We start from the raw sequence: 20,474 nt of genomic DNA, 5'->3' as shown, positions 1-20,474 counted from the left end.
CATCGAGCGGGGGCGGCACGTCCCGGCGGCGGCCGGTAGCCGGTGCCGCTCTTTCCCGGCGACGCGGCAACGGCGCGCCGCGCGCTGCGGGACCTGCGGCCACCGCGTCGCGTTGCTCCCGTTTGCGCCCGTTTGCGCCCGTTTGCTGCCGCTGGCCTGTCCCGTGTCAGCGCCGGCCGGGCGCGCTACGAAACGATCGCACCGACCTCGGGTACGGCTAGCGTAACGTCCGGAAGCGGCAGCGCGCCGCCCGTCGCGTCGTCGGCCCGCCCGGCCTTCTCCAACAGATGCAGCACCGCGCGCTCGAGCGCGTCGACGCCGATCGCGTCGACCGTCGCGCCGGCCCGCAGGATCATGTGCGGCACGCCGAGCGGATGCCAGCGCCGGTATTTCTCGGGACGGTCCTCGAACAGCGCGGCCACCGGCACGCCGAGCGCCGACGCGAGATGCACGGGAGCGCTGTCGGCCGACACGATCGCGTCGAGCAGGCTCGTGGCGGCCACCAGTTCGGCCACCGACGACGGCGCGACATGCCGGGCGTTCACATCCCGCCACGCGTCGCCGTCGGCCTCGGCTGACACCGCGGGATCGCGAAACACGATCACGTCGGCGAACGGCGCGAGCCGCCGGCCGAGATCGCACCATCGATCGGCCGGCCAGCGCCGCTCCGTCGCCTTGTTCGAGACGAACAGCCCGACGCGCGGCTTCGTGCGGGCCCCTAGCAGCCGATACCAGGTGTCCTGCAGCGCGCGATCCGGATGGACGGACAGCGCGAGACCGTCGACGTCGGCACGACCGAGTTCGGGCACGAGCCGGAATCCCGACAGCGCTTCATGGCACATCGGCCGCGACGCAACGTGTGCGGGCTTGCGATCGTCGAATTCGGAATCGGCATCGTGCCAGCGGCAATCCTTCACGCCGAGCTGCCGTGCCAACTGGATGCTGCTGCGATGCATGCCGCCGTTCGGCACGACCACGAGGTCGAACCGCAGGCGGCGCAGCCGACGCACGAGCCGCAGCCGGTCGAAGAACGCGCGCATCCGTCCGGGGCGGTCGTTGCGCTCGCACTGACGGCTGTACACATACGTATGGACCGCGTGCACGTCCGGGTTGCCGTCCAGCGCGCTCGCGTTGTAGCGGTTCGCGACCACGTGCAGTTCCGCGTCCGGCCAGCGCCGTTTCAGCGCGCCGAGGAAAGCGGTCGTGCACAGCATGTCGCCCAGAAAATCAATCCGGATCACGAGAATCCGCCGCTTCGGTGTCCCATTGGCCATTGTTATGGTGTCACTGTCGATTTGTTATCGTCGCGCACCGACCGGCATCCTGACGTCCAGCGCCGCGCCGGCCTCCTCGCGGGGTAGCTCACGGCGCCGCGCCGCATCGTGTGCCGCGCGAACCGTCCCCGTTTTCAAGCTCGTGATGTCACGGCCGGCCGGAGGATGGACCGCGGCCGGCGTCGGATCTGCATTGCGCGCGATGGATTGTATAGCGTCCGGATGACAGTCCCAAGCACCCGCCAAAATGAAAACGGCCCGCCGCACCGCACGATGGCGATGCGACGGGCCGTAAAAGCGCCGACCGTCCGGCGGGGACGCGTTCAGTACGTGATTTCGACGACGCTGCCGTCGAAGGTCGCGCGCAGCTCCGCGAGCAGCGTGTCGCTCGGCTTCACGCGCCACGCGTCGCCAAGACGCATTTCGCCCTGCGCGCGCGCGTTGCTGTAGTGAACCTGCACCGCGAGCCCGTTCGGCAACGGTGCCTGCGGGCGACGGCCGCCGTCGCGCCCGCCGCCACGCGGCATGGGCGCCTCGACCGGAGGCGCGGCCGCCGAATCGTCCTTCGACACGTGCGGTTCGAGCACGCGGCGCAGCACCGTCGCATCCGCATTGCCGTTCATCGTGAGCCGCACCGCCTGCGCGTAGCGGCTGCGCGCACGTTCGAGATCCATCACCGTGTCGGCCGTGAAGCGCAGACCGCCGGTGAACGCGTCGTTGCGCGCCTGCCCCTGCACGATCAACAGTTCGTCTTCCTTGAACAGCGCCTTGTTCGCCTCGAACTGCTCGTTGAAGATCGTGATCTCGCACTGGCCCGAACCGTCGTCGAGCAACGCGATCAGCATCTTGCCGCGCTGGGTCATCTGCGTGCGCAACGACGCGATGATGCCCGCGACGAGCTTGTCGCGCCCCTCCTTCAGATCGCCGATCTTCTGCCTCACGAACCGGCGCACTTCGTCGCGATACGCGTCGAACAAGTGGCCGGACAGGTAGAAGCCGAGCGCGCCCTTCTCTTCCTGCAGGCGGCGCTTGTCGTCCCACGCGGGTTCGTCGACGAGCGCATGCGCGTGCGGCGACTCGGCGCCCATGTCGAACAGGCCGGCCTGCATCGCGTTCGCCGCGGCCTGCTCGGCCGCTTCCATCGCGAGCGGCACCGACGCGAGCATCTGTGCGCGGTTCGCGTTCAGCGAATCGAATGCGCCGGCGCGGATCAGCGCCTCGACCGTGCGGCGATTGACGACGCGCCGGTCGATCCGCTCGCAGAAGTCGAACAGGTCGGTGAACGGCTTTTCCTCGCGCGCGCGCAGGATTTCCTCGATCGCATTCTGGCCGCTGCCTTTCACCGCGCCGAGGCCGTAGCGGATCGTGCGCGAGCGCTTGCCGTCGGCTTCGCCGACCGGCTCGAAGCGGTAATGCGACTGGTTGATGTCCGGCGGCAGCACGACGAGGTTGTTCACGACGCAATCGTCGAACAGGATCTTCACCTTGTCGGTGTCGTCCATCGCGAGCGTCATGTTGGCCGCCATGAATTCGGCCGGATGGTGCGCCTTCAGCCACGCGGTGTAATACGCGAGCAATGCGTAGGCCGCCGCGTGCGACTTGTTGAAGCCGTAGCCCGCGAACTTCTCCATCAAGTCGAAGATCTCGTCGGACTTCTCGCGCGTGAGGCCGTTCTTCGCCGCACCTTCGGCGAAGATCTCGCGGTGCTTGACCATCTCCTCGGGCTTCTTCTTGCCCATCGCGCGACGCAGCAAGTCGGCGCCGCCGAGCGAGTAGCCGCCGATGATCTGCGCCATCTGCATCACCTGCTCCTGATAGACCATGATGCCGTAGGTCTCTTTCAGGACAGGTTCGACGCGCGGATCCGGATACTCGACCTTCTCGCGGCCGTGCTTGCGTGCGCAAAAGCTCGGGATCAGGTCCATCGGGCCCGGACGGTACAACGACACGAGCGCGATGATGTCCTCGAAGCGGTCGGGCTGCGCATCCTTCAGCATGCCCTGCATCCCGCGGCTTTCCAGCTGGAACACGGCGACCGTGTTCGCCTTCTTCAGGATCTGGAACGACGCGGGATCGTCGAGCGGCACCTGCGCGAGCGACCAGTCGGCCTTCGACGCATCGAGGCGGCGGATGTAGCGCTCGGCCCAGTCGAGGATCGTCAGCGTCGTGAGACCCAGAAAGTCGAACTTCACGAGGCCGACGGCTTCGACGTCGTCCTTGTCGTACTGGCTGACGACGCCGCCGTCGTCGCCCTGCGTGTACAGCGGGCAGAAATCGGTCAGCTTGCCGGGCGCGATCAGCACGCCGCCCGCGTGCATCCCGACGTTACGCGTCAGGCCCTCGACGCGCTGCGCGAGGTCGAGCAGCTGGTGCACTTCGTCCTCGTGGTCGTAGCGCTCCTGCAGTTGCGGCTCTTCCTTCATCGCGTCGGCGATCGTCACGTGCTTGCCCGGCTTGAACGGGATCAGCTTCGCGATGCCATCGGTGAACATGTAGCCGAGATCGAGCACGCGGCCGATGTCGCGCACGGCCGCCTTCGCGGCCATCGTGCCGAAGGTGGCAATCTGCGACACGGCGTCCGCGCCGTATTTTTCCTTCACGTACTGGATCACGCGATCGCGGCCGTGCTGGCAGAAGTCGATGTCGAAGTCGGGCATCGACACGCGTTCCGGATTCAGGAATCGCTCGAACAGCAGGTTGTAGCGCAGCGGATCCAGATCGGTGATGCCGAGCGCGTACGCGACCAGCGAGCCGGCGCCCGAGCCGCGGCCCGGGCCGACCGGCACGCCGTTGTTCTTCGCCCAGTTGATGAAGTCGGCAACGATCAGGAAGTAGCCCGGGAAGCCCATCTTCGTGATGGTCCCGCACTCGAATTCGAGCCGCTTGTAGTACGTGTCGCGCTGCGCGTCACGCTCGGCCGTATCCGGAAACAGCTGTTCGAGGCGCTTCTCGAGCCCCTCCTTCGACAGCTGGACCAGGTAATCGTCGAGCGACATGCCGTCCGGCGTCGGGAACAGCGGCAGCTTCGGCTTGCCGAGCTCGAGCTTCAGGTTGCAGCGCTTCGCGATCTCGACCGTGTTCGCGACCGCCGACGGCAGGTCGGCGAACAGCGCGACCATGTCGTCCTGCGTGCGGAAGTACTGATCGGTCGTGAAGCGCTTCTGGCGCCGCGGATTCGCGAGCATGTCGCCTTCCGAGATGCACACGCGCGCTTCGTGCGCGGTGAAATCATCGTCGGTCATGAACTGCGTCGGATGCGTCGCGACGACCGGCAGACCGAGCGACGCGGCGAGCGTCGCGGCCTGCTGGATGTACGCCTCGGCGCCCGGCTGGCCGTAACGCTGCAGCTCGATGTAGAAGCCGCCCGGGAACACCTTCGCCCAGCGCTCGGCATGACGGCGCGCGGCTTCCTCGTTACCGGCCGCGAACGCGAGCCCGATATCGCCCTGCTGCGCGCCCGACAGCGCGAGCAGCCCTTGCGACAGTTCGCCGTCGAGCCAGCTCGCGTCGAGCTCCGCGCGGCCGCGATACTGGTTCGTGAGCCACGCCTTCGACAGCAGCTCGCACAGGTTCAGGTAGCCGACCTTGTCCTTCACCAGCAGCAGCAGGCGCGACGGTTTGTCGCGATCGTCCGGATTGGTGATCCAGACGTCGCAGCCGGCGATCGGCTTGATGCCCTTGCCGCGGGCTTCCTGGTAGAAACGGACGAGGCCGAATGCGTTGCCGAGATCGGTGAGGGCGAGCGCGCCCTGGCCGTCCGCGGCCGCCGCCTTGACGATGTCGTCGAGACGCACGATGCCGTCGGCAATCGAGAATTCGGAGTGAACGCGAAGATGGACGAAGCGGGGATCTGACATGGGCGTTATTGTAGCCGCGTCGTCGCGCAGGCTGCCCAAAAAATCCCCGCGCCCGGCCGTTCGGCCGATGCACGCGATGCAGGCCGAACGCTCAGGTGCCGGCGCATGCGCAGTTTGCGGGATAATACGGGTTTTCGAATCTTCGCCCCGGCTTCGCACCCTTTTTTGCGGGGCCGCCGTGCGCCCCGCCGCACGGCCGCGGCCGTTTCCCGTCGGACCATCATGACCATCGTCAACCTCGCCGCCTACCACTTCGTGTCGATCGACGCGACCGAGCAATGGCGCCCCCTCGTCACCGCCCGCTGCAACGAACTCGGCCTGCGCGGCACGATCCTGCTCGCGCCGGAAGGCATCAACCTGTTCGTCGCCGGCCCGCGCGAAGCGACCGACGCGTTCATCGACTACATCCGCCACGATCCGCTGTTCGAAGGCAAGTTCGCGACGCTGCAGTTCAAGGAGAGCCTGTCCGACTCGCAGCCGTTCCGCCGGATGCTCGTGCGCCTGAAGCGCGAGATCATCACGATGAAGAAGCCCGCGATCAAGCCCGAGCTCGGCCGCGCGCCGTCGGTCGACGCACGCACGCTGAAGGCGTGGCTCGACCGCGGCCACGACGACGCCGGCCGCCCGGTCGTGATGCTCGATACGCGCAATGCCTTCGAAGTGGACGTCGGCACGTTCGACGGCGCGCTCGACTACCGGATCGACAAGTTCAGCGAGTTCCCGGAGGTGATCGACGCGAACCGCGCCGATCTCGAGGGCAGGACGGTCGTGTCGTTCTGCACCGGCGGGATCCGTTGCGAGAAGGCGGCGATCCACATGAAGGAAATCGGCATCGACAACGTGTACCAGCTCGAGGGCGGGATCCTGAAGTATTTCGAGGAAGTCGGCGGCGCGCACTATCACGGCGACTGCTTCGTGTTCGACTACCGCACCGCGCTGAACCCGCAACTGCAGCCGACCGAGAACGTCACGTGCTTCGCGTGCCGCGCGGTCGTCACGCCGGACGCCCAGCAATCGCCGAGCTACGTGCCCGGCAAGTCGTGCCCGGCCTGCGCGCAGGCAGCCAGCGCCGCGTAAGCGCGCGTTGCGCCGCGCCCCGATGAACGGCTACCGCGGCCGCTTCGCGCCGTCGCCCACCGGCCCGCTGCATTTCGGCTCGCTGGTCGGTGCGCTCGCGAGCTGGCTCGACGCGCGCGCGCACGGCGGCGCGTGGCTCGTGCGCATCGAGGACATCGACGGCCCGCGCACGGTGCCCGGCGCCGCTGACGACATCCTCGCGACGCTCGCGCATTTCGGCATGACGCCCGACGAGCCGCCCGTATGGCAAAGCACGCGCGATGCCGATTATGCGGCCGCCCTCGAACGGCTCGTCGCCGCGGGGCGCGTCTATCCGTGCGGCTGCACGCGCAAGGAAATCACCGATTCGCTGCGTGCCGCGCACGAGCGTCACACGACACTCGCGTACCCCGGTACCTGCCGCACCGGCCTGCACGGCAAGCCCGCGCGCGCGTGGCGGCTGCGCGTGCCGGACGGCGACGATGCGATCGTCACCTTCGACGACCGCTGGCAGCACACGCAAACGCAGAACCTCGCGACCGAAGTCGGCGATTTCGTGCTGAAGCGCGCGGACGGCCAATGGGCGTATCAGCTCGCGGTCGTGGTCGACGATGCCGACGCGGGCATCACGCACGTCGTGCGTGGCGCCGACCTGCTCGATTCGACCGCGCGCCAGATCTACCTGCAGCGCTGTCTCGGCGTGCCGACACCCGCCTACCTCCACGTGCCCGTCGTCGTCGACGCGAACGGCGAAAAGCTCAGCAAGCAGACGGGCGCGATCGCGCTCGAACGCGACGATCCGCTGCCGGCGCTGCGGGCCGCCGCCGCGCATCTCGGCCTGGCAGTCGATGGCGGTCCATCGGGCGATACGATGGATGCGTTCTACGCGGCCGCGACCGAGGCGTGGGCACGCCGCTTCGGACAGCGCGCCGATTGAATCGCGCGCAGGACACGGTCCGGGCCGACCGCGTTCCTGCATCCGTCGGCGCCGATTCAAGTTGCATGAGGACAGCACGCCCGCTGACTGCACGGCACCGGAGCGTCCCCCGGACTGCGCCGCCCCGCGCGGCACGTCATGGCCCCCGCTCACCCACGCGCTCGCAATCCACTCGCCCAATGAAAAACGGGCACATGCTCATCGCATGCACCCGTTTCTGCGGCAGCGCTCGCGCGCCGCACCAACCGCTTGACCCGCCCGCTTACGCCGACGGCTTGCGCGGCATCCCGAAGCCGCCGAGCAACGCGGCGACCTGACGTTTCGGCCCCTTCTTCTCGTGCTGCTGCGCGGACTGCGTCTCTTCCGGCTGCGTCGCCGGCACCGACGGTTCGTACGGCTTCAGGAAGAAATCGTCGACCGGCGCCTCGTGGCGACGATGGTGGCCGCCACGCTCGGACCCACCCGAACGACGCGCCGACGCACCGCGATGCTCGTCGCGCTCGCGCCGACCGCCGCGTTCACCACCGCGTTCGCCGCTGCGCTCCCCGGCACGCTCGCCGCCACGTTCGTCGTGGCGATGACGCGACGGCTTGTCGAGCGCGAGCGTCTGCACCTCGAGCGGACGCTTGATCAGCTTTTCGATATCGGCCAGCTGCTTGCGCTCGTTCGGGCTGCACAGCGACAGCGCATCGCCCGTCGCGCCCGCGCGACCCGTGCGGCCGATCCGGTGCACGTAGTCTTCCGCGTTGAACGGCAGGTCGAAGTTGATCACGGCCGGCAGTTCGACGATGTCGAGACCGCGCGCGGCCACGTCGGTCGCGACCAGCGCCTCGATCTCGCCGCGCTTGAACGCGTCGAGCGCCTGCATCCGCTCGAGCTGCGACTTGTCGCCGTGGATCGCCGACGCGACCACGCCGTCGCGCTCGAGGTTGCGCGCCAACCGGCTCGCGCCGATCTTGCTGTTGCAGAACACGATCACCTGCTTGAGCCCGCGATCGCGCAACAGTTGCACGACGGCCGAGTGCTTGTCGCCTTCGGCGACGTCGTAGACGATCTGCGTGACGTTCGCGTTGGTCGAGTTGCTGCGCGCGACCTCGATCGTCTGCGGGTTACGCAGGTAGGTCGATGCGAGCTTCTTGATTTCCGGCGAGAAGGTGGCTGAGAACAGCAGCGTCTGGCGTTCCTTCGGCAGCAGGTTCAGGATGCGCTGCAGGTCGGGCAGGAACCCCATGTCGAGCATCCGGTCGGCTTCGTCGAGCACGAGGATCTGGACCTGACCGAGGTTCGCCGTCTTTTGCTGCACGTGGTCGAGCAGGCGGCCCGGCGTCGCGATCAGGATCTCGACGCCGCGGCGCAGCTCGGCCATCTGCGGATTCATGTCGACGCCGCCGAACACGACCGCGCTGCGCAGCGACGTGTGCTTCGCATACGCGTGCACGTTCGCGGCGACCTGGTCGGCGAGCTCGCGGGTCGGCGTGAGGATCAGCGCGCGCACCGGGTGGCGCGCCGGGGACGCGCTCGTGCTGGCCTGCGGCAGCAGCCGCTGGATGATCGGCAGCGAGAAGCTCGCGGTCTTGCCGGTACCCGTTTGCGCGGCGCCCATGACGTCGCGCCCGGCGAGCACGACGGGAATGGCCTGCGCCTGGATCGGCGTCGGCGTCGTATAACCCTGCTCCGCAATGGCTTTCAGGATATCGGCGGCAAGGCCGAATTGATCGAAGGTTGCGTCGACTGGCTTGGCGACAGAATCGGACATGGTGGCGTTTCGCTCAAAAGGCGCGGCGGGGACATCGTGCGTCAGGCCCGCCGGGCCTGCGCTCATCACAATTCGGAAGTAGACGGAGCCGCGGCGCGCCGCGCGGCGCCGCTCTGGCGCTTGGGACCGGTTCGATTCGAACAGCGGGCACCACAGGCCGTGCGGACTCCGTTCGGCGCGAATGCCGGCGGAAAGGGCCGTATTGTAGCACTGCGCGGCCATCTGTCCGTGACAACACCGCGAACGGCCCCGGGTGGCGGTTCGCGGCGTGCGCCGGGAGGCTGGGCGCGGGCGATGCGCGGAGCGATCGGGCTATTCCGATCGGCCGATGGCCGCTATTAGGGGCCGGATCGCGGTCGTGGAGATCGAAAAATCACCGGATGGCCGGCGAGCCCGGGGGGCCGCCCGATCCGCCGTCCGGTTCAGGACCCCACCCGGCTGGCCGCGCCGGTCGCGGCGATCGGCACGCTCGCATCACGTATCCGATCGCGTGCGGCGCTCAGCCCTTCTTCTTTTTCTTCTTCTCGACCTGCATGCAGTCGCCCAGCAGCGGTGCCGCATTCTGGTCGGCGATCTCGTCGCGCAGCGTCCCTTCCCTGCCCTTCGTCCACCACGTATAGCGTCCGGCCTGATAACGCGCGCCCGACGCCGATACGGTGTCGACGAACAGCAACTGCTGCCCGTTGACCGGCACCAGCGCGAAGCTCTGGCCGTTGGCCGCGCGCCAGTACGACACGCGTACCGGCTGCTTCAGGTTCGCGCACTGATAGATGGTCTGCTCGCGCGCATCGGCGTCGATCTCCTCGACGGTCAGTTGCGCGGCATGCGCGACGGAAACGGCGGTGCCGGCCAGCGCGAGCGCGGCGAAGGTTTGGCGAATCATGCAGATCCTTTCACGAGACGGGTGGAAGCGCGCCCTCGCGGAACGCGCGGTTATCGTTGGTGATGGGCCGAGGGGACGAGGATTCGGCGCTCAGGGATCGATGACGTCGGCGCACGCGTCGGTCGGCGCGGCCGCGATATGGCCGACGAGCGGCACGATCTTCAACCCGGCCGATGCGACCCGGCACGGCGCGGCCGCGAGGCCGCACCCCGCGAGACTCGCGATCAGCGCCAGCGCGGTGCCCAGCCTGCCGATACGTCCGATCCGCCGCCATCTCGATGCCATCGCGCGCGCCTCGTCTCGTCAGCGCGCCGACACGGGCCGCACGGCCGCCGCGGCACGCTTCGCGCGTTCGCGGGCTTCGTCGACGCTCGCGCCGGTCGCGAGGGCGACGCCCATGCGCCGCTTCGCAAAGCTTTCCGGTTTGCCGAACAGGCGCAGGTCGGCGCCCGGCACGGCCAGCGCGTCGCGCACGCCCTCGAACGCGATGCCGCGCTCGTCGAGCCCGCCGTAGATCACCGCCGAGGCGGCCGGCGAACCGAGCGTCGGATCGACCGGCAGCCCGAGAATCGCGCGCGCGTGCAGCTCGAACTCCGACTGACGCTGCGACGCGAGCGTGACGAGACCGGTGTCGTGCGGCCGCGGGCTCACCTCGGAGAACCACACGTCGTCGCCGCGCACGAACAGCTCGACGCCGAACAATCCGCGCCCGCCGAGCGCCTCGGTCACCTTGTGCGCGATCTCGCGCGACTTTTCCAGCGCGAGCGCGCTCATCGGCTGCGGCTGCCACGATTCGACGTAGTCGCCCGCCACCTGCACGTGGCCGACCGGCTCGCAGAAGTAGGTCCGCGTCTCGAGCGTCGCCGGGTCGATCGCGCGCACGGTCAGTTGCGTGATCTCGTATTCAAAATCGATGAAGCCCTCGACGATCACGCGGCCGTGGTTCACGCGGCCGCCCGCCATCGCGTAGTCCCACGCGGGCTTCACGTCGGCTTCGGTCCGCACGACCGACTGCCCCTTGCCCGACGACGACATCACGGGCTTCACGACGCACGGCATGCCGATCTTCGCGACGGCCGCGCTGAATGCGTCGAACGAATCCGCGAACGCGTACGGCGACGTCGCGAGCCCGAGCTCCTCGGCCGCGAGCCGGCGGATGCCTTCGCGGTTCATCGTGAGCTGCGTCGCGCGCGCGGTCGGGATCACCTCGGCCAGGCCGGCCGCCTCGATCGCGGCGAGCGCGTCGGTCGCGATCGCCTCGATCTCCGGCACGATCAGGTGCGGACGCTCGGCCTCGACGACCGCGCGCAGCGCGGCGGCGTCGGTCATGTCGACCACGTGCGCGCGATGCGCGACCTGGTGGCCCGGCGCGTCCGGGTAGCGGTCGACCGCGATGACTTCGACGCCGAGCCGCTGCAACGCGATGATGACTTCCTTGCCGAGTTCGCCCGCGCCGAGCAGCATGACGCGCGTGGCCGAGGGAGAAAGCGGTGTACCGAGCCGCTGACCGATCTGCATGTGATTTCCCGCTGGTTCTGTTGGAGGACGAAAACGGCTTCGATGTTAACACGCGCACCCGCGCCGGTTTGGCCGGTTTCGTCGCGCCGCCGCCCCGCCGCGCGCGGCCCGCGGGCGGGCCGCGAACGTTTTCACGCGCGAAGTGTCGGCTCGCCTCGCGCGGGGCGGGTGCGTTACTCTTACGCCTTGATCAGAATCCGATGAGGAACGAGGCTCATGTCCCACTTGTCCGCAGCCGCACGCGCACGCACCGGTCTGCTTCGCCCGTTGCGCGCGCCGCTCTGCGCGTTGACGCTTGCCACGCTTCTCGCCGCCTGCGCGATGCCGACCCACCCCGATTCCGCCGCCCCCGCACCCGACCCGTACAACCCGGCCGCCGTCCAGCTGCTCGACGACACGAGCTGGGAGCTCACGAGCTGGCTGAACGCCGACGGCACGCCGCGCACGATTCCGCACGGCGACAACGGCGAGCCGATCAAGCTCGCGCTGTCCACCGAATCGGGCGTCCGGCGCGCCAGCGGCTTTTCGGGCTGCAACCGTTACATGGGTACCTATGCGCTCAAGAACGGCCTGCTGAGCTTCGGACCGCTCGCCGGCACGCGCATGGCGTGCCCGAACGCGCTCGGCGGCCAGCTCGAGCACGCCTACCTCGATGCGCTCGCGCACATCGAAAAGACCGGCGTGCAGATGCGCGAGCCGCAGCAACTGCAGATCGTGACCGAAGCCGGCGCGACGCTGACCTTCACGCGCCGGAGCCCCTGATGCAGCGCGCGGGCGAAGGCCGACCGGCCGCCTTCGCCACGCGCGGAACCCGGACGCATGCGTCCCGCAGCCTGGAAGCGCTCCGCTGCCTTCATGCTGCATTAGAGTCCTGTTCGTCGGCCGGTTAAACTCGGCGGGTCGCGCACCGCGCTCCCCGCCCTCTTCCTGTTTCATCAAAGCATGCACACGGTTGTCTTCGGCTGGTTCGGCATCTCCGCCGTCTGGTTCCTCCTTCTCTTCTGGCGTCTCGTTCAGGCGATGCTGCCCGGTGGCGGCGGCCTCGCCGGCCGCGGCTCGATTCGCCTGTGGCTGGGCTTCGCGGCCGTGTTCGTCGCGAGCTGCGCACTGACGAGCCCGTTGTCGGGCCCCGACACGAATGCGCTCGGCCACGCGTTCTCGAACGGCTTCGCGCACGTGCTCGGCCCGATCGGCACGCCGGTCGCGATGGTCGTGCTGTTCTTCGCGGGCCTGCCGTGGCTGACCGGCATCGGCTGGCGGCAGTTCGCCGCGTGGGTCGACACGTCGTTCGGCGTCAAGCTCGCGCGCGACGTCGACGACGACGATGTGCGCGGCGTCGCCGATCTGCCGCGCAGCGCGCTGCACCGTGACGACGACCTCGTGCAGCCGACGACCGCCCATACCGTCAACTCGATGGCGCCGCGGCAGAACGGCCGGTATTCGCGCCCGACGGTGTGGAAACCCGATCCGCAAGCCCGGCCGAAGCCGCGCAGCAAGGCAGCACCGCGTCCGCTCGCGGAGCCGGTCGCGCCGTCGGGGTGGCTCAAGCCGACGCCGGCCAGCCGGATGCCGGCACCGCCCGCACCGGGCACGGCGAGCGCAATGCCGCCCCCGACGACCGGCAGCACCGCCAGCCTCGCGCGCGCCGCCGCGAACGCCCAAGTCCCGCGCCCCAGTCCGGCCCCGCTGCCGGCCGGGTTCGAGCCCGTTCGGCCGCAACCGACCGCCGCGCGACCGGCCGCGGCCGCCCTGAAGCAGCCGGCCGCGCCTCGCACCGCGGTCACGCCGCGTCCGGTCGGCACGACGCCGCCGCGCACGCCGGCACGCCCGGTGACGGGAGCCGGCGCCGCCGGCCAGTCGCAGGATGCGGCACGCCGCCGCCCCACGCCGCCGACACCGGCACGCGCGCCGCTCTACGCATGGGTACAACAGCCCGCGGAGCCGATCACGCCCGCGCCGAGCGTTCACGACACGCTGCGCTCTATCGAGGCCAGCACCGCGCAGTGGGCGACGCTGGATGGCGTGCGCCCGACCGATGGGTCGCCGGCGACGGCCGCCGCAGCGACCGTGGTCGGCACGGTTGCCGCCGCAGGCAGCGTGGCCGCGTCGGCCTCGACGGCCGTACCGGCCGGCGTCGTTGAGGGTGCGCCTCAGTTCGCACCGCACGACGCAGCCCGTCCGGATGCGCACGAAGCTGCGTCGGCATACGACGACAACGCACCGATCGTGCTGGATGCGTTCATGCCGGCCGAGCCGATCGTGCGCGCGCCTGCTGTTACTGTTGATGCGGTTGATGCGGTTGATGCTGTTGATACCGGCACCTCTACGTTCAGTGACGCCGCGCGCCATGCCATGTCGGATTCCGCCGTCGAGGCCGATGCGCCGACGCGTCATGCGGACGGCGAGCATCGGCATGGTGCCGATGTCCCAGCCACGCCGGCATTCGATGCGCCGATCGACTTTGCGCCGTGGGAAGACATCGTCAGCCAGCCGGTTTCCGGACTCGGCGAATCACACCAGAGCCCGGTTGCCACGCCGCTGTCGGCCACGCGTGAGCCGGTGGCCGCACACACGGCTGTCGAAGCGCCTGCGGCCGCCGTCACACCGACGGCAAGCGATATGGGCCGCCCCGTCGATGCGAAGGACGTGGGAACGGCAGCCAGGATCGCCGGCCAGTTCCAGCCGCAATCCGCGCCTCCTGCCGACACCGGCGTATCGGTCGAGGCGAAACAACACGCACACGCAACCCTGGACGACGTGAAGCCCGTCCAGCCGGTCGCGCTGGGCACTCCCCTCCCCGCTTCGTCGATCGCGGCAACGCCGACGCGTCCGCCCGCCGACGCAATGCCCGTCGCGGCAACGACGACGGCGCCCTTCGCCGCGTCGAATGCCGCAGTGGCCGACGCCGTGACGGGAACGGTCTGGAAGGCAGCGGAAAAGCACACTGGCGACACCGCGCCGTTGCCCGCAGACACACAACGCGCGACGCCGGTGGCGTCTGCTGCGTCTGCTGCGTCTGCTGCGTCTGCTGCGTCTGCTGCGTCTGTTGCGTCTGTTGCGGCGACTGCGTCGACCTTCGCGAGCGCTGAATCTGCGTCCGTCGATTCCGCTGCGCCCGCGTCGTGGTCGAAACCGTTGTCGGCTGAACCCTTCGCTGCCGCGCAGACAGCCCCGGTAGCTGGCACGCCGTCGCCCATGGGCACCACGCCCGGCTCCGCTGCGCCGGCACCGGCACCGGCAAACACGTCGAACAGCACGCCGCTTGCCGCCACGCCTTCGTTTGCCGGCGTGACGAACACGGCCTCCGGTTCGCTGTCGCAACCAGCCGCATCGGTCGCGACATCCGTCCCGACGTCCGCAGCGGGCGCTTCCAGCCCGACCACGGCGCCGTCTTCCGTATCCGCGCCGTTCGCAGCGGCTGCGACGTCCGCGACGGGCGCCTCGGGCATGCCCCCCGCGCAGCCTGCTGCGACAGCGCCGAGCGTGACAGCCTCGTCGGCACCTGCATCGACCGGCGCGTCCTTCAACGCAACCGCCTCGCAACCGGCGCCAAGCACGCCGGTGTCGCCTGCCGCCGTGCCGTCCGCCGCGTCGGGTAGCGCATTTACCGCAACGTCGAGCGCGTCGACCACGCCTTCGGCAGCATCGTCGAGCCGTATGCCCGACGCTTCGGCGATCGGTCACCCGTCCATGTCGACTGGCGCAGCGCAGACGGCAACCGGCACCGCGCCTGCCGCGGCCGTTGCCGCCGCCGTCCCAGGCGCTCTCACCCCGACGAGCCCGGTCGCGGCCGCTTCGCCCGCCGCATTCGGCGGCACGCCAGTCTCGACGAGCGGTGCGCTTGCCTCCGTCGCCGTAACCCCCACCGCGACGGCATCGGCTGCGCCCGCGACTTCCGCGAGCCCGTCGGCGTCGGCCTTGCCGACCCTCTCCGTTCCGGGCGCCTCCATCGACGTGGCGACACCGACACCACCCATCGCGCCCACCCCGGCGCCGCAGGCCCAGCCGTTCGCCGCCTCGCCGGCTCCCGCTGCTTTGCTGTCGAGTTGGGCCATGCCCGGCGCAGGCGCAATGCCCACGACGACCGGCACCGCGATCCCGGCCGTCACGACCGCGCCGCTCCCGGCCGCAATGCTTCCCGCGGCCACCCTGCCGACCGCAGTCGATCCCGCCGCACTCGTGGAATCGAGCGCCCCGAGCCCCGACGCACCAGCCGCACCCGAACGCCCGCCGCGTCCGAACGCATTCGAATTCCACGCGCCCGCCTCGTTCAACGTCGAACTGCCGACACTCGATCTTCTCGAGCCCGCCTCCGGCGACGTCGAACCGATCACCGAAGAACATCTCGCGCAGACGGGCCAGGTGATCGAACAGCGCCTGCAGGAGTTCAAGGTGCCGGTGACGGTGGTCGGCGCATCGGCGGGCCCGGTGATCACCCGCTTCGAAATCGAACCCGCGCTCGGCGTGCGCGGCAGCCAGATCGTCGGCCTGATGAAGGACCTGTCGCGCGGCCTCGGCCTCACGTCGATCCGTGTCGTCGAAACGATTCCCGGCAAGACCTGCATGGGCCTCGAACTGCCGAACGCGAAACGCCAGATGATCCGCCTGTCGGAGATCCTCGAATCGCGCCAGTACCAGCACTCGACGTCGCAACTGACGATCGCGATGGGCAAGGACATCACCGGCCACCCGGTCGTCACCGATCTCGCGAAGGCGCCGCACATGCTGGTCGCCGGCACGACGGGCTCCGGCAAGTCGGTCGCGATCAACGCGATGATCCTGTCGCTGCTGTACAAGGCGACGCCCGAGGACGTGCGGCTGATCATGATCGACCCGAAGATGCTCGAGCTGTCGGTCTACGAAGGCATCCCGCACCTGCTCGCGCCGGTCGTCACGGACATGAAGCTCGCGGCGAACGCGCTGAACTGGTGCGTCGGCGAAATGGAGAAGCGCTACCGGCTGATGTCGGCCGTCGGCGTGCGCAACCTCGCGGGCTTCAACCAGAAGATCCGCGACGCGGAAGCGAAGGAAAAGAAGATCGGCAACCCGTTCTCGCTGACGCCCGAAGATCCCGAGCCGCTGTCGAAGCTGCCGCTGATCGTCGTCGTGATCGACGAGCTGGCCGACCTGATGATGGTCGCCGGCAAGAAGATCGAGGAGCTGATCGCCCGTCTCGCGCAAAAGGCGCGCGCGGCCGGCATCCACCTGATCCTCGCGACGCAGCGCCCGTCCGTCGACGTGATCACCGGCCTCATCAAGGCCAACATCCCGACGCGCGTCGCGTTCCAGGTGTCGTCGAAGATCGACTCGCGCACGATCCTCGACCAGATGGGCGCCGAATCGCTGCTCGGCCAGGGCGACATGCTGTTCCTGCCGCCGGGCACCGGCTACCCGCAGCGCGTGCACGGCGCGTTCGTCGCCGACGAGGAAGTGCACCGGATCGTCGAATACCTGAAGCAGTTCGGCGAGCCGCAGTACGAGGAAGGGATTCTCGACGGCCCCGCTGCCGACGGTGCGACGCAGGACCTGTTCGGCGACGCGCCGGATGCGGAAGCCGATCCGCTGTACGACGAAGCGGTCGCGTTCGTCGTGCGCACGCGGCGCGCGTCGATCTCGTCGGTGCAGCGTCAGCTGCGCATCGGCTACAACCGTGCCGCACGCCTCGTCGAGCAGATGGAAGCGGCCGGACTCGTGTCGGCGATGGGCATCAATGGCAGCCGCGAGGTGCTCGTGCCGGCCGCGGCCGACTGAGCATGGCGGCCGCATGGCCGCAGACGATCGTTACGGGCGCCCCGCGCAAGCAGCCGCCCGACACTGAAAGGGCGCTGCCTCGGCAGCGCCCTTCGTGCATTTACTGCGCCACGGGCACCAGCTTGAAGTCGACCGGGCTGCCGAGCGCAACCTTCTGCGGATTCGAGCCGAGCTGCCCCGTTTCGACATCGCGGCTGAACACGTAGAACGTGTCGCTGTCCTGGTTGCCGACGATCAGCCACTTGCCGGTCGGATCGATCAGGAATTCGCGCGGCGTCTTGCCGAGGCTCGACTGGCGGCCCACGAGCTTCAACCGGCCGTCGGCCTGGCTCACCGCGTAGATCACGATGTCGTTCACGTCGCCGCGGTTGGTCACGTACAGGAAGCGGCCGTCCGGCGACAGGTGGATCGCGCCGCCGCCGACCTTGCCCTTGAAGCCCGGCGCCGTCATCGGCAGCGTCTCGACCGGCGTCAGCTTGCCGTCGTGGTAGCCGAACACCTCGACCGAAGCGTTGAGTTCGCTCGTCACGTACGCGAACCGGCCGTCGGCGCCGAATACCATGTGACGCGGGCCGGAGCCGGCCTTCACGGGCGTGTAGCGCGTGTCGGTCGGGCTGATCAGCCCGCGGCTACCGTCCACCGTGTAGCGGTAGCCATAGAGCTTGTCCGCGCCGAGATCCTGCACGAACAGGTAGCGACCATCGGGCGAGAACACCGTCGAGTGCACGTGCGCGCCGTCCTGGCGCCCCTTCACGGGCCCCGTGCCTTCGTGGTGCACGGAGAGCACGGCCGGGCCGACCGCGCCGCCGTCGCGGGTCGGGAACACCGCGAAGCTGCCGCCCGGATCGGCCGCGACCGAATAGTTGGCCGTGACGAGGTACTTGCCGTCCGGCGACAGCGCGAGATAGCAGGGATCGTTCCCTTCCGACGAAACGCGGTCGATGAACGTGAGCGCACCCGTTTTCGGATCGAAGCCGAACGCGCTGACGCCGCCGCGCTGCGTGGCCGGTCCGTTGTCGCCGGGCAGTTCGTTGACCGCGTAGACGGTGCGACCGTCGCGGCTCGGCAACAGATAGGACGGATTCACGGTCTTCGCCGACGACACGGGCGCGACGCTGCCCGTTTTCGTATCGAAGTGGTACACATAGATCCCGTCGCTGCCGTGCCCCGTATAGGTGCCGACGAGCAGGTTGTAGACGCCGTCGGCCGGTGCCGGCGATTGTTGTGCGTAGACGTGGGTCGCGGACAAGGAAAGCACGAGCGCGAAACCTTTCATCCAGTGAGCGAGCCTAAGCGGGAACCCTCGTGTCGAAGCGCGTGCGTCATGCTCGCGTAAACGGTTGGGCATTGAATCCTCCTTGCATCGAGTCGCTTCAAGTGTTGAGATAGGACGAAACGCCGGCCGTTCATGCGCTCCGCCGCCCGGCCGAGTATACGGGGCGCGACGCCGACACGTGAAGCCCGGGCGACGCAGCCTGCATTGTGAACTCGAATAACCCAAGGACCGCTTGCCCATGCCCGCCCTGATCGAAGACTACGCCCTCGTCGGCGACGGACACACCGCCGCGCTGATTTCGAAAGACGGCTCCGTCGACTGGCTGTGCTGGCCCCGCTTCGATTCGGGCGCCTGTTTCGCGGCGCTGGTCGGCACCCCCGAGCACGGCCGCTGGCTGCTCGCGCCGGCCGCCGACGCCGCGATCACGCACACGTCACGCCGCTACCGCGGCGACACGCTGATCCTTGAAACCGACTACGAAAGCGTCGACGGCGCCGTCACCGTGATCGACTTCATGCCGCCCGGCAACGGCTGGTCGGAACTCGTGCGGATCGTCGTCGGCCGGCACGGCACGATGAAGATGCGCATGGAACTGGTGTTGCGCTTCGACTACGGTTTCTCGATCCCGTGGGTCACGCAGTTGTCACGCGAGAACGGGATGAAAGCAATCGCCGGACCCGATACGGTCGTGCTGCGCACACCGGTCGAGCTCACTGGCAAGAACCTGCACACGCTCGCCGAATTCACGGTGAGCGCCGACGAGCGCATCCCGTTCTCGCTCGGCTACGCGGCGTCCCACCTGCGGCTGCCGCCCGCGCGCGACCCGCTGTCGATGCTCGCGCGCACCGAGAACTACTGGCTCGAATGGTCGGGGCGCTGCCAGGTGCAGGGCCGCTACGCGGCCGCCGTGCGCCGCTCGCTGATCACGCTGAAGGCGCTCGCGTACGAGCCGACCGGCGGCATCGTCGCGGCGCCCACCACGTCGCTGCCCGAGAAGATCGGCGGCAACCGCAACTGGGACTATCGCTACTGCTGGCTGCGCGACGCGACGATCACGCTGCTCGCGCTGATGCGCGGCGGCTATTACGACGAGGCGCGCGCGTGGCGCACGTGGCTCGGCCGCGTGATGGCCGGCTCGCCCGAGCAGATCCAGATCATGTACGGAATCGCCGGCGAGCGCCGGCTGCCGGAAATGGAGCTCGACTGGCTGCCCGGCTATCAGGATTCGAAACCGGTGCGCGTGGGTAATGGCGCCGCGAACCAGCTGCAGCTCGACGTGTTCGGCGAGATCATGGCCGCGCTGCACCTCGCGCGCGTAGGCGGCCTGCAGGCCGACGACACGGTCTGGTCCGTGCAATGCACGCTGCTCGACCATCTCGAGAAGATCTGGCAGGAGCCCGACGAGGGCATCTGGGAAACGCGCGGCGGCCGCCGCCATTTCACGTTCTCGAAGGTGATGGCGTGGGTCGCGTTCGACCGCGCGATCAAGTCGGCGGAGATGTTCCGGCTGCCCGGCTCGCTCGACCGCTGGCGCGCGCTGCGCGACCGGATCCACGCCGACGTATGCGAGAACGCATGGCATGAAGGCAAACGGTCGTTTGCGCAGAGCTACGGCAGCGACGAGCTCGACGCGAGCGTGCTGCTGATGCCGCTGCTCGGCTTTTTGCCGCCGGAAGACTCGCGCATCGTCGGCACGGTCGACGCGATCGAGCGGGAATTGCTGCACGACGGGCTCGTGATGCGCTACCGCACGACCGAATACGACGACGGCCTGCCACCCGGCGAAGGCACGTTTCTCGCGTGCAGCTTCTGGCTGGTCGACAATTACGCGCTGCTCGGCCGGATCGACGACGCGCACCGGCTGTTCAGCCGGCTGCTCGCGCTGTCCAACGACCTCGGGCTGCTTGCCGAGGAATACGACCCGGTCGAAGGCCGGCTCGTCGGCAATTTCCCGCAGGCGTTCTCGCACGTGGCGTTGGTGCATACCGCCATGAACCTCATGCACCACGAAGATGCAATGGCACGCGCGGCAGGCCAGCCCGCACCGGCCATGGCGACAGGGCGCTGACCGGCGGCGGGGCGGCTTCTTCAGAGATCGTCAATTCGCAAAAGTTTGATGAAAAATCGGGGAAATGTTGCATTGCAACATCCATCGTTGTCCGATAT

General features: G+C 68.9%; 12 protein-coding genes and 1 pseudogene. 6 read left to right on the top strand and 7 right to left on the bottom strand.

The annotated features are described in order from the left end of the window. Window positions 1–185 precede the first annotated feature (185 nt). Both ACVK00_RS16180 and dnaE read right to left on the bottom strand, forming a co-directional pair. Window positions 186–1,274: a glycosyltransferase family 9 protein gene (locus tag ACVK00_RS16180; protein WP_284891083.1), complete on the bottom strand. Its 1,089-nt coding sequence runs from the start codon at window positions 1,272–1,274 to the stop codon at window positions 186–188. A gap of 323 nt (window positions 1,275–1,597) precedes the next feature. Beyond that, window positions 1,598–5,131: a DNA polymerase III subunit alpha gene (dnaE, locus tag ACVK00_RS16175; protein ID WP_228905064.1), complete on the bottom strand. Its 3,534-nt coding sequence runs from the start codon at window positions 5,129–5,131 to the stop codon at window positions 1,598–1,600. A 222-nt stretch (window positions 5,132–5,353) separates the two neighbouring features. On the opposite strand from dnaE, the gene ACVK00_RS16170 reads away from it, so the two are divergent. Together ACVK00_RS16170 and gluQRS are read left to right on the top strand one after the other, a co-directional pair. Beyond that, entirely contained in the window at window positions 5,354–6,208 is an 855-nt protein-coding gene (locus ACVK00_RS16170; RefSeq protein WP_175700136.1) for a sulfurtransferase, read from the top strand. A 22-nt stretch (window positions 6,209–6,230) separates the two neighbouring features. Then, window positions 6,231–7,124 carry a tRNA glutamyl-Q(34) synthetase GluQRS gene (gene gluQRS, locus ACVK00_RS16165; protein ID WP_228905066.1) on the top strand — a complete coding sequence of 298 codons (894 nt, stop codon included), beginning with the start codon at window positions 6,231–6,233 and terminating at the stop codon, window positions 7,122–7,124. Between the two features lie 262 nt (window positions 7,125–7,386). Here gluQRS and ACVK00_RS16160 read toward each other — a convergent pair whose 3' ends face one another. From ACVK00_RS16160 to purT, 4 genes are all read right to left on the bottom strand, one after another. After that, window positions 7,387–8,946 (bottom strand): DEAD/DEAH box helicase, encoded by a 1,560-nt coding sequence (locus ACVK00_RS16160; RefSeq protein WP_284891084.1) that lies wholly within the window; start codon window positions 8,944–8,946, stop codon window positions 7,387–7,389. Between the two features lie 433 nt (window positions 8,947–9,379). Then, window positions 9,380–9,763, bottom strand: coding sequence for an MliC family protein (locus ACVK00_RS16155; RefSeq protein ID WP_175675223.1), 384 nt, complete (start codon window positions 9,761–9,763; stop codon window positions 9,380–9,382). 90 nt (window positions 9,764–9,853) lie between these two features. Continuing rightward, a complete protein-coding gene (locus tag ACVK00_RS16150; RefSeq protein ID WP_228905072.1) occupies window positions 9,854–10,048 on the bottom strand; it encodes a DUF6726 family protein in 195 nt (64 codons plus the stop codon). Window positions 10,049–10,066: 18 nt separating this feature from the next. Continuing rightward, a complete protein-coding gene (gene purT / locus ACVK00_RS16145) occupies window positions 10,067–11,281 on the bottom strand; it encodes a formate-dependent phosphoribosylglycinamide formyltransferase (protein ID WP_284891085.1) in 1,215 nt (404 codons plus the stop codon). Window positions 11,282–11,497: 216 nt separating this feature from the next. Here purT and ACVK00_RS16140 point away from each other — a divergent pair, with 216 nt between their 5' ends. From ACVK00_RS16140 to ACVK00_RS16130, 3 genes and pseudogenes are all read left to right on the top strand, one after another. Then, window positions 11,498–12,043 (top strand): META domain-containing protein, encoded by a 546-nt coding sequence (locus ACVK00_RS16140; protein WP_175760379.1) that lies wholly within the window; start codon window positions 11,498–11,500, stop codon window positions 12,041–12,043. Window positions 12,044–12,223: 180 nt separating this feature from the next. Further along, window positions 12,224–16,772, top strand: a pseudogene (locus ACVK00_RS16135) (DNA translocase FtsK); the annotation flags it as partial. Beyond that, entirely contained in the window at window positions 16,769–17,032 is a 264-nt protein-coding gene (locus ACVK00_RS16130; RefSeq protein WP_404842438.1) for a DNA translocase FtsK, read from the top strand. The pseudogene ACVK00_RS16135 and the gene ACVK00_RS16130, both read left to right, overlap by 4 nt. A 100-nt stretch (window positions 17,033–17,132) precedes the next feature. Here ACVK00_RS16130 and ACVK00_RS16125 read toward each other — a convergent pair whose 3' ends face one another. Beyond that, a complete protein-coding gene (locus ACVK00_RS16125; protein ID WP_284891087.1) occupies window positions 17,133–18,380 on the bottom strand; it encodes a lactonase family protein in 1,248 nt (415 codons plus the stop codon). Window positions 18,381–18,546: 166 nt separating this feature from the next. Between ACVK00_RS16125 and ACVK00_RS16120 the strand changes: the two genes are divergently transcribed. After that, window positions 18,547–20,376 carry a glycoside hydrolase family 15 protein gene (locus ACVK00_RS16120; protein WP_354123001.1) on the top strand — a complete coding sequence of 610 codons (1,830 nt, stop codon included), beginning with the start codon at window positions 18,547–18,549 and terminating at the stop codon, window positions 20,374–20,376. Window positions 20,377–20,474 lie beyond the last annotated feature (98 nt).

The organism is Burkholderia sp. PvR073, assembly GCF_054055695.1.
The sequence above is the reverse complement of the archived record's forward strand: the minus strand, read 5'-3'. Positions and strand labels throughout refer to the sequence as shown.

Coding starts and splice junctions, on each gene's coding strand:
- ACVK00_RS16125 (WP_284891087.1), bottom strand. CDS start 18,380: ATGCCCAACCGTTTACGCGAGCATGACGCACGCGCTTCGACACGAGGG.
- gluQRS (WP_228905066.1), top strand. CDS start 6,231: ATGAACGGCTACCGCGGCCGCTTCGCGCCGTCGCCCACCGGCCCGCTG.
- ACVK00_RS16160 (WP_284891084.1), bottom strand. CDS start 8,946: ATGAGCGCAGGCCCGGCGGGCCTGACGCACGATGTCCCCGCCGCGCCT.
- dnaE (WP_228905064.1), bottom strand. CDS start 5,131: ATGTCAGATCCCCGCTTCGTCCATCTTCGCGTTCACTCCGAATTCTCG.
- ACVK00_RS16180 (WP_284891083.1), bottom strand. CDS start 1,274: ATGGCCAATGGGACACCGAAGCGGCGGATTCTCGTGATCCGGATTGAT.
- ACVK00_RS16150 (WP_228905072.1), bottom strand. CDS start 10,048: ATGGCATCGAGATGGCGGCGGATCGGACGTATCGGCAGGCTGGGCACC.
- ACVK00_RS16155 (WP_175675223.1), bottom strand. CDS start 9,763: ATGATTCGCCAAACCTTCGCCGCGCTCGCGCTGGCCGGCACCGCCGTT.
- ACVK00_RS16170 (WP_175700136.1), top strand. CDS start 5,354: ATGACCATCGTCAACCTCGCCGCCTACCACTTCGTGTCGATCGACGCG.
- ACVK00_RS16120 (WP_354123001.1), top strand. CDS start 18,547: ATGCCCGCCCTGATCGAAGACTACGCCCTCGTCGGCGACGGACACACC.
- ACVK00_RS16140 (WP_175760379.1), top strand. CDS start 11,498: ATGTCCCACTTGTCCGCAGCCGCACGCGCACGCACCGGTCTGCTTCGC.
- purT (WP_284891085.1), bottom strand. CDS start 11,281: ATGCAGATCGGTCAGCGGCTCGGTACACCGCTTTCTCCCTCGGCCACG.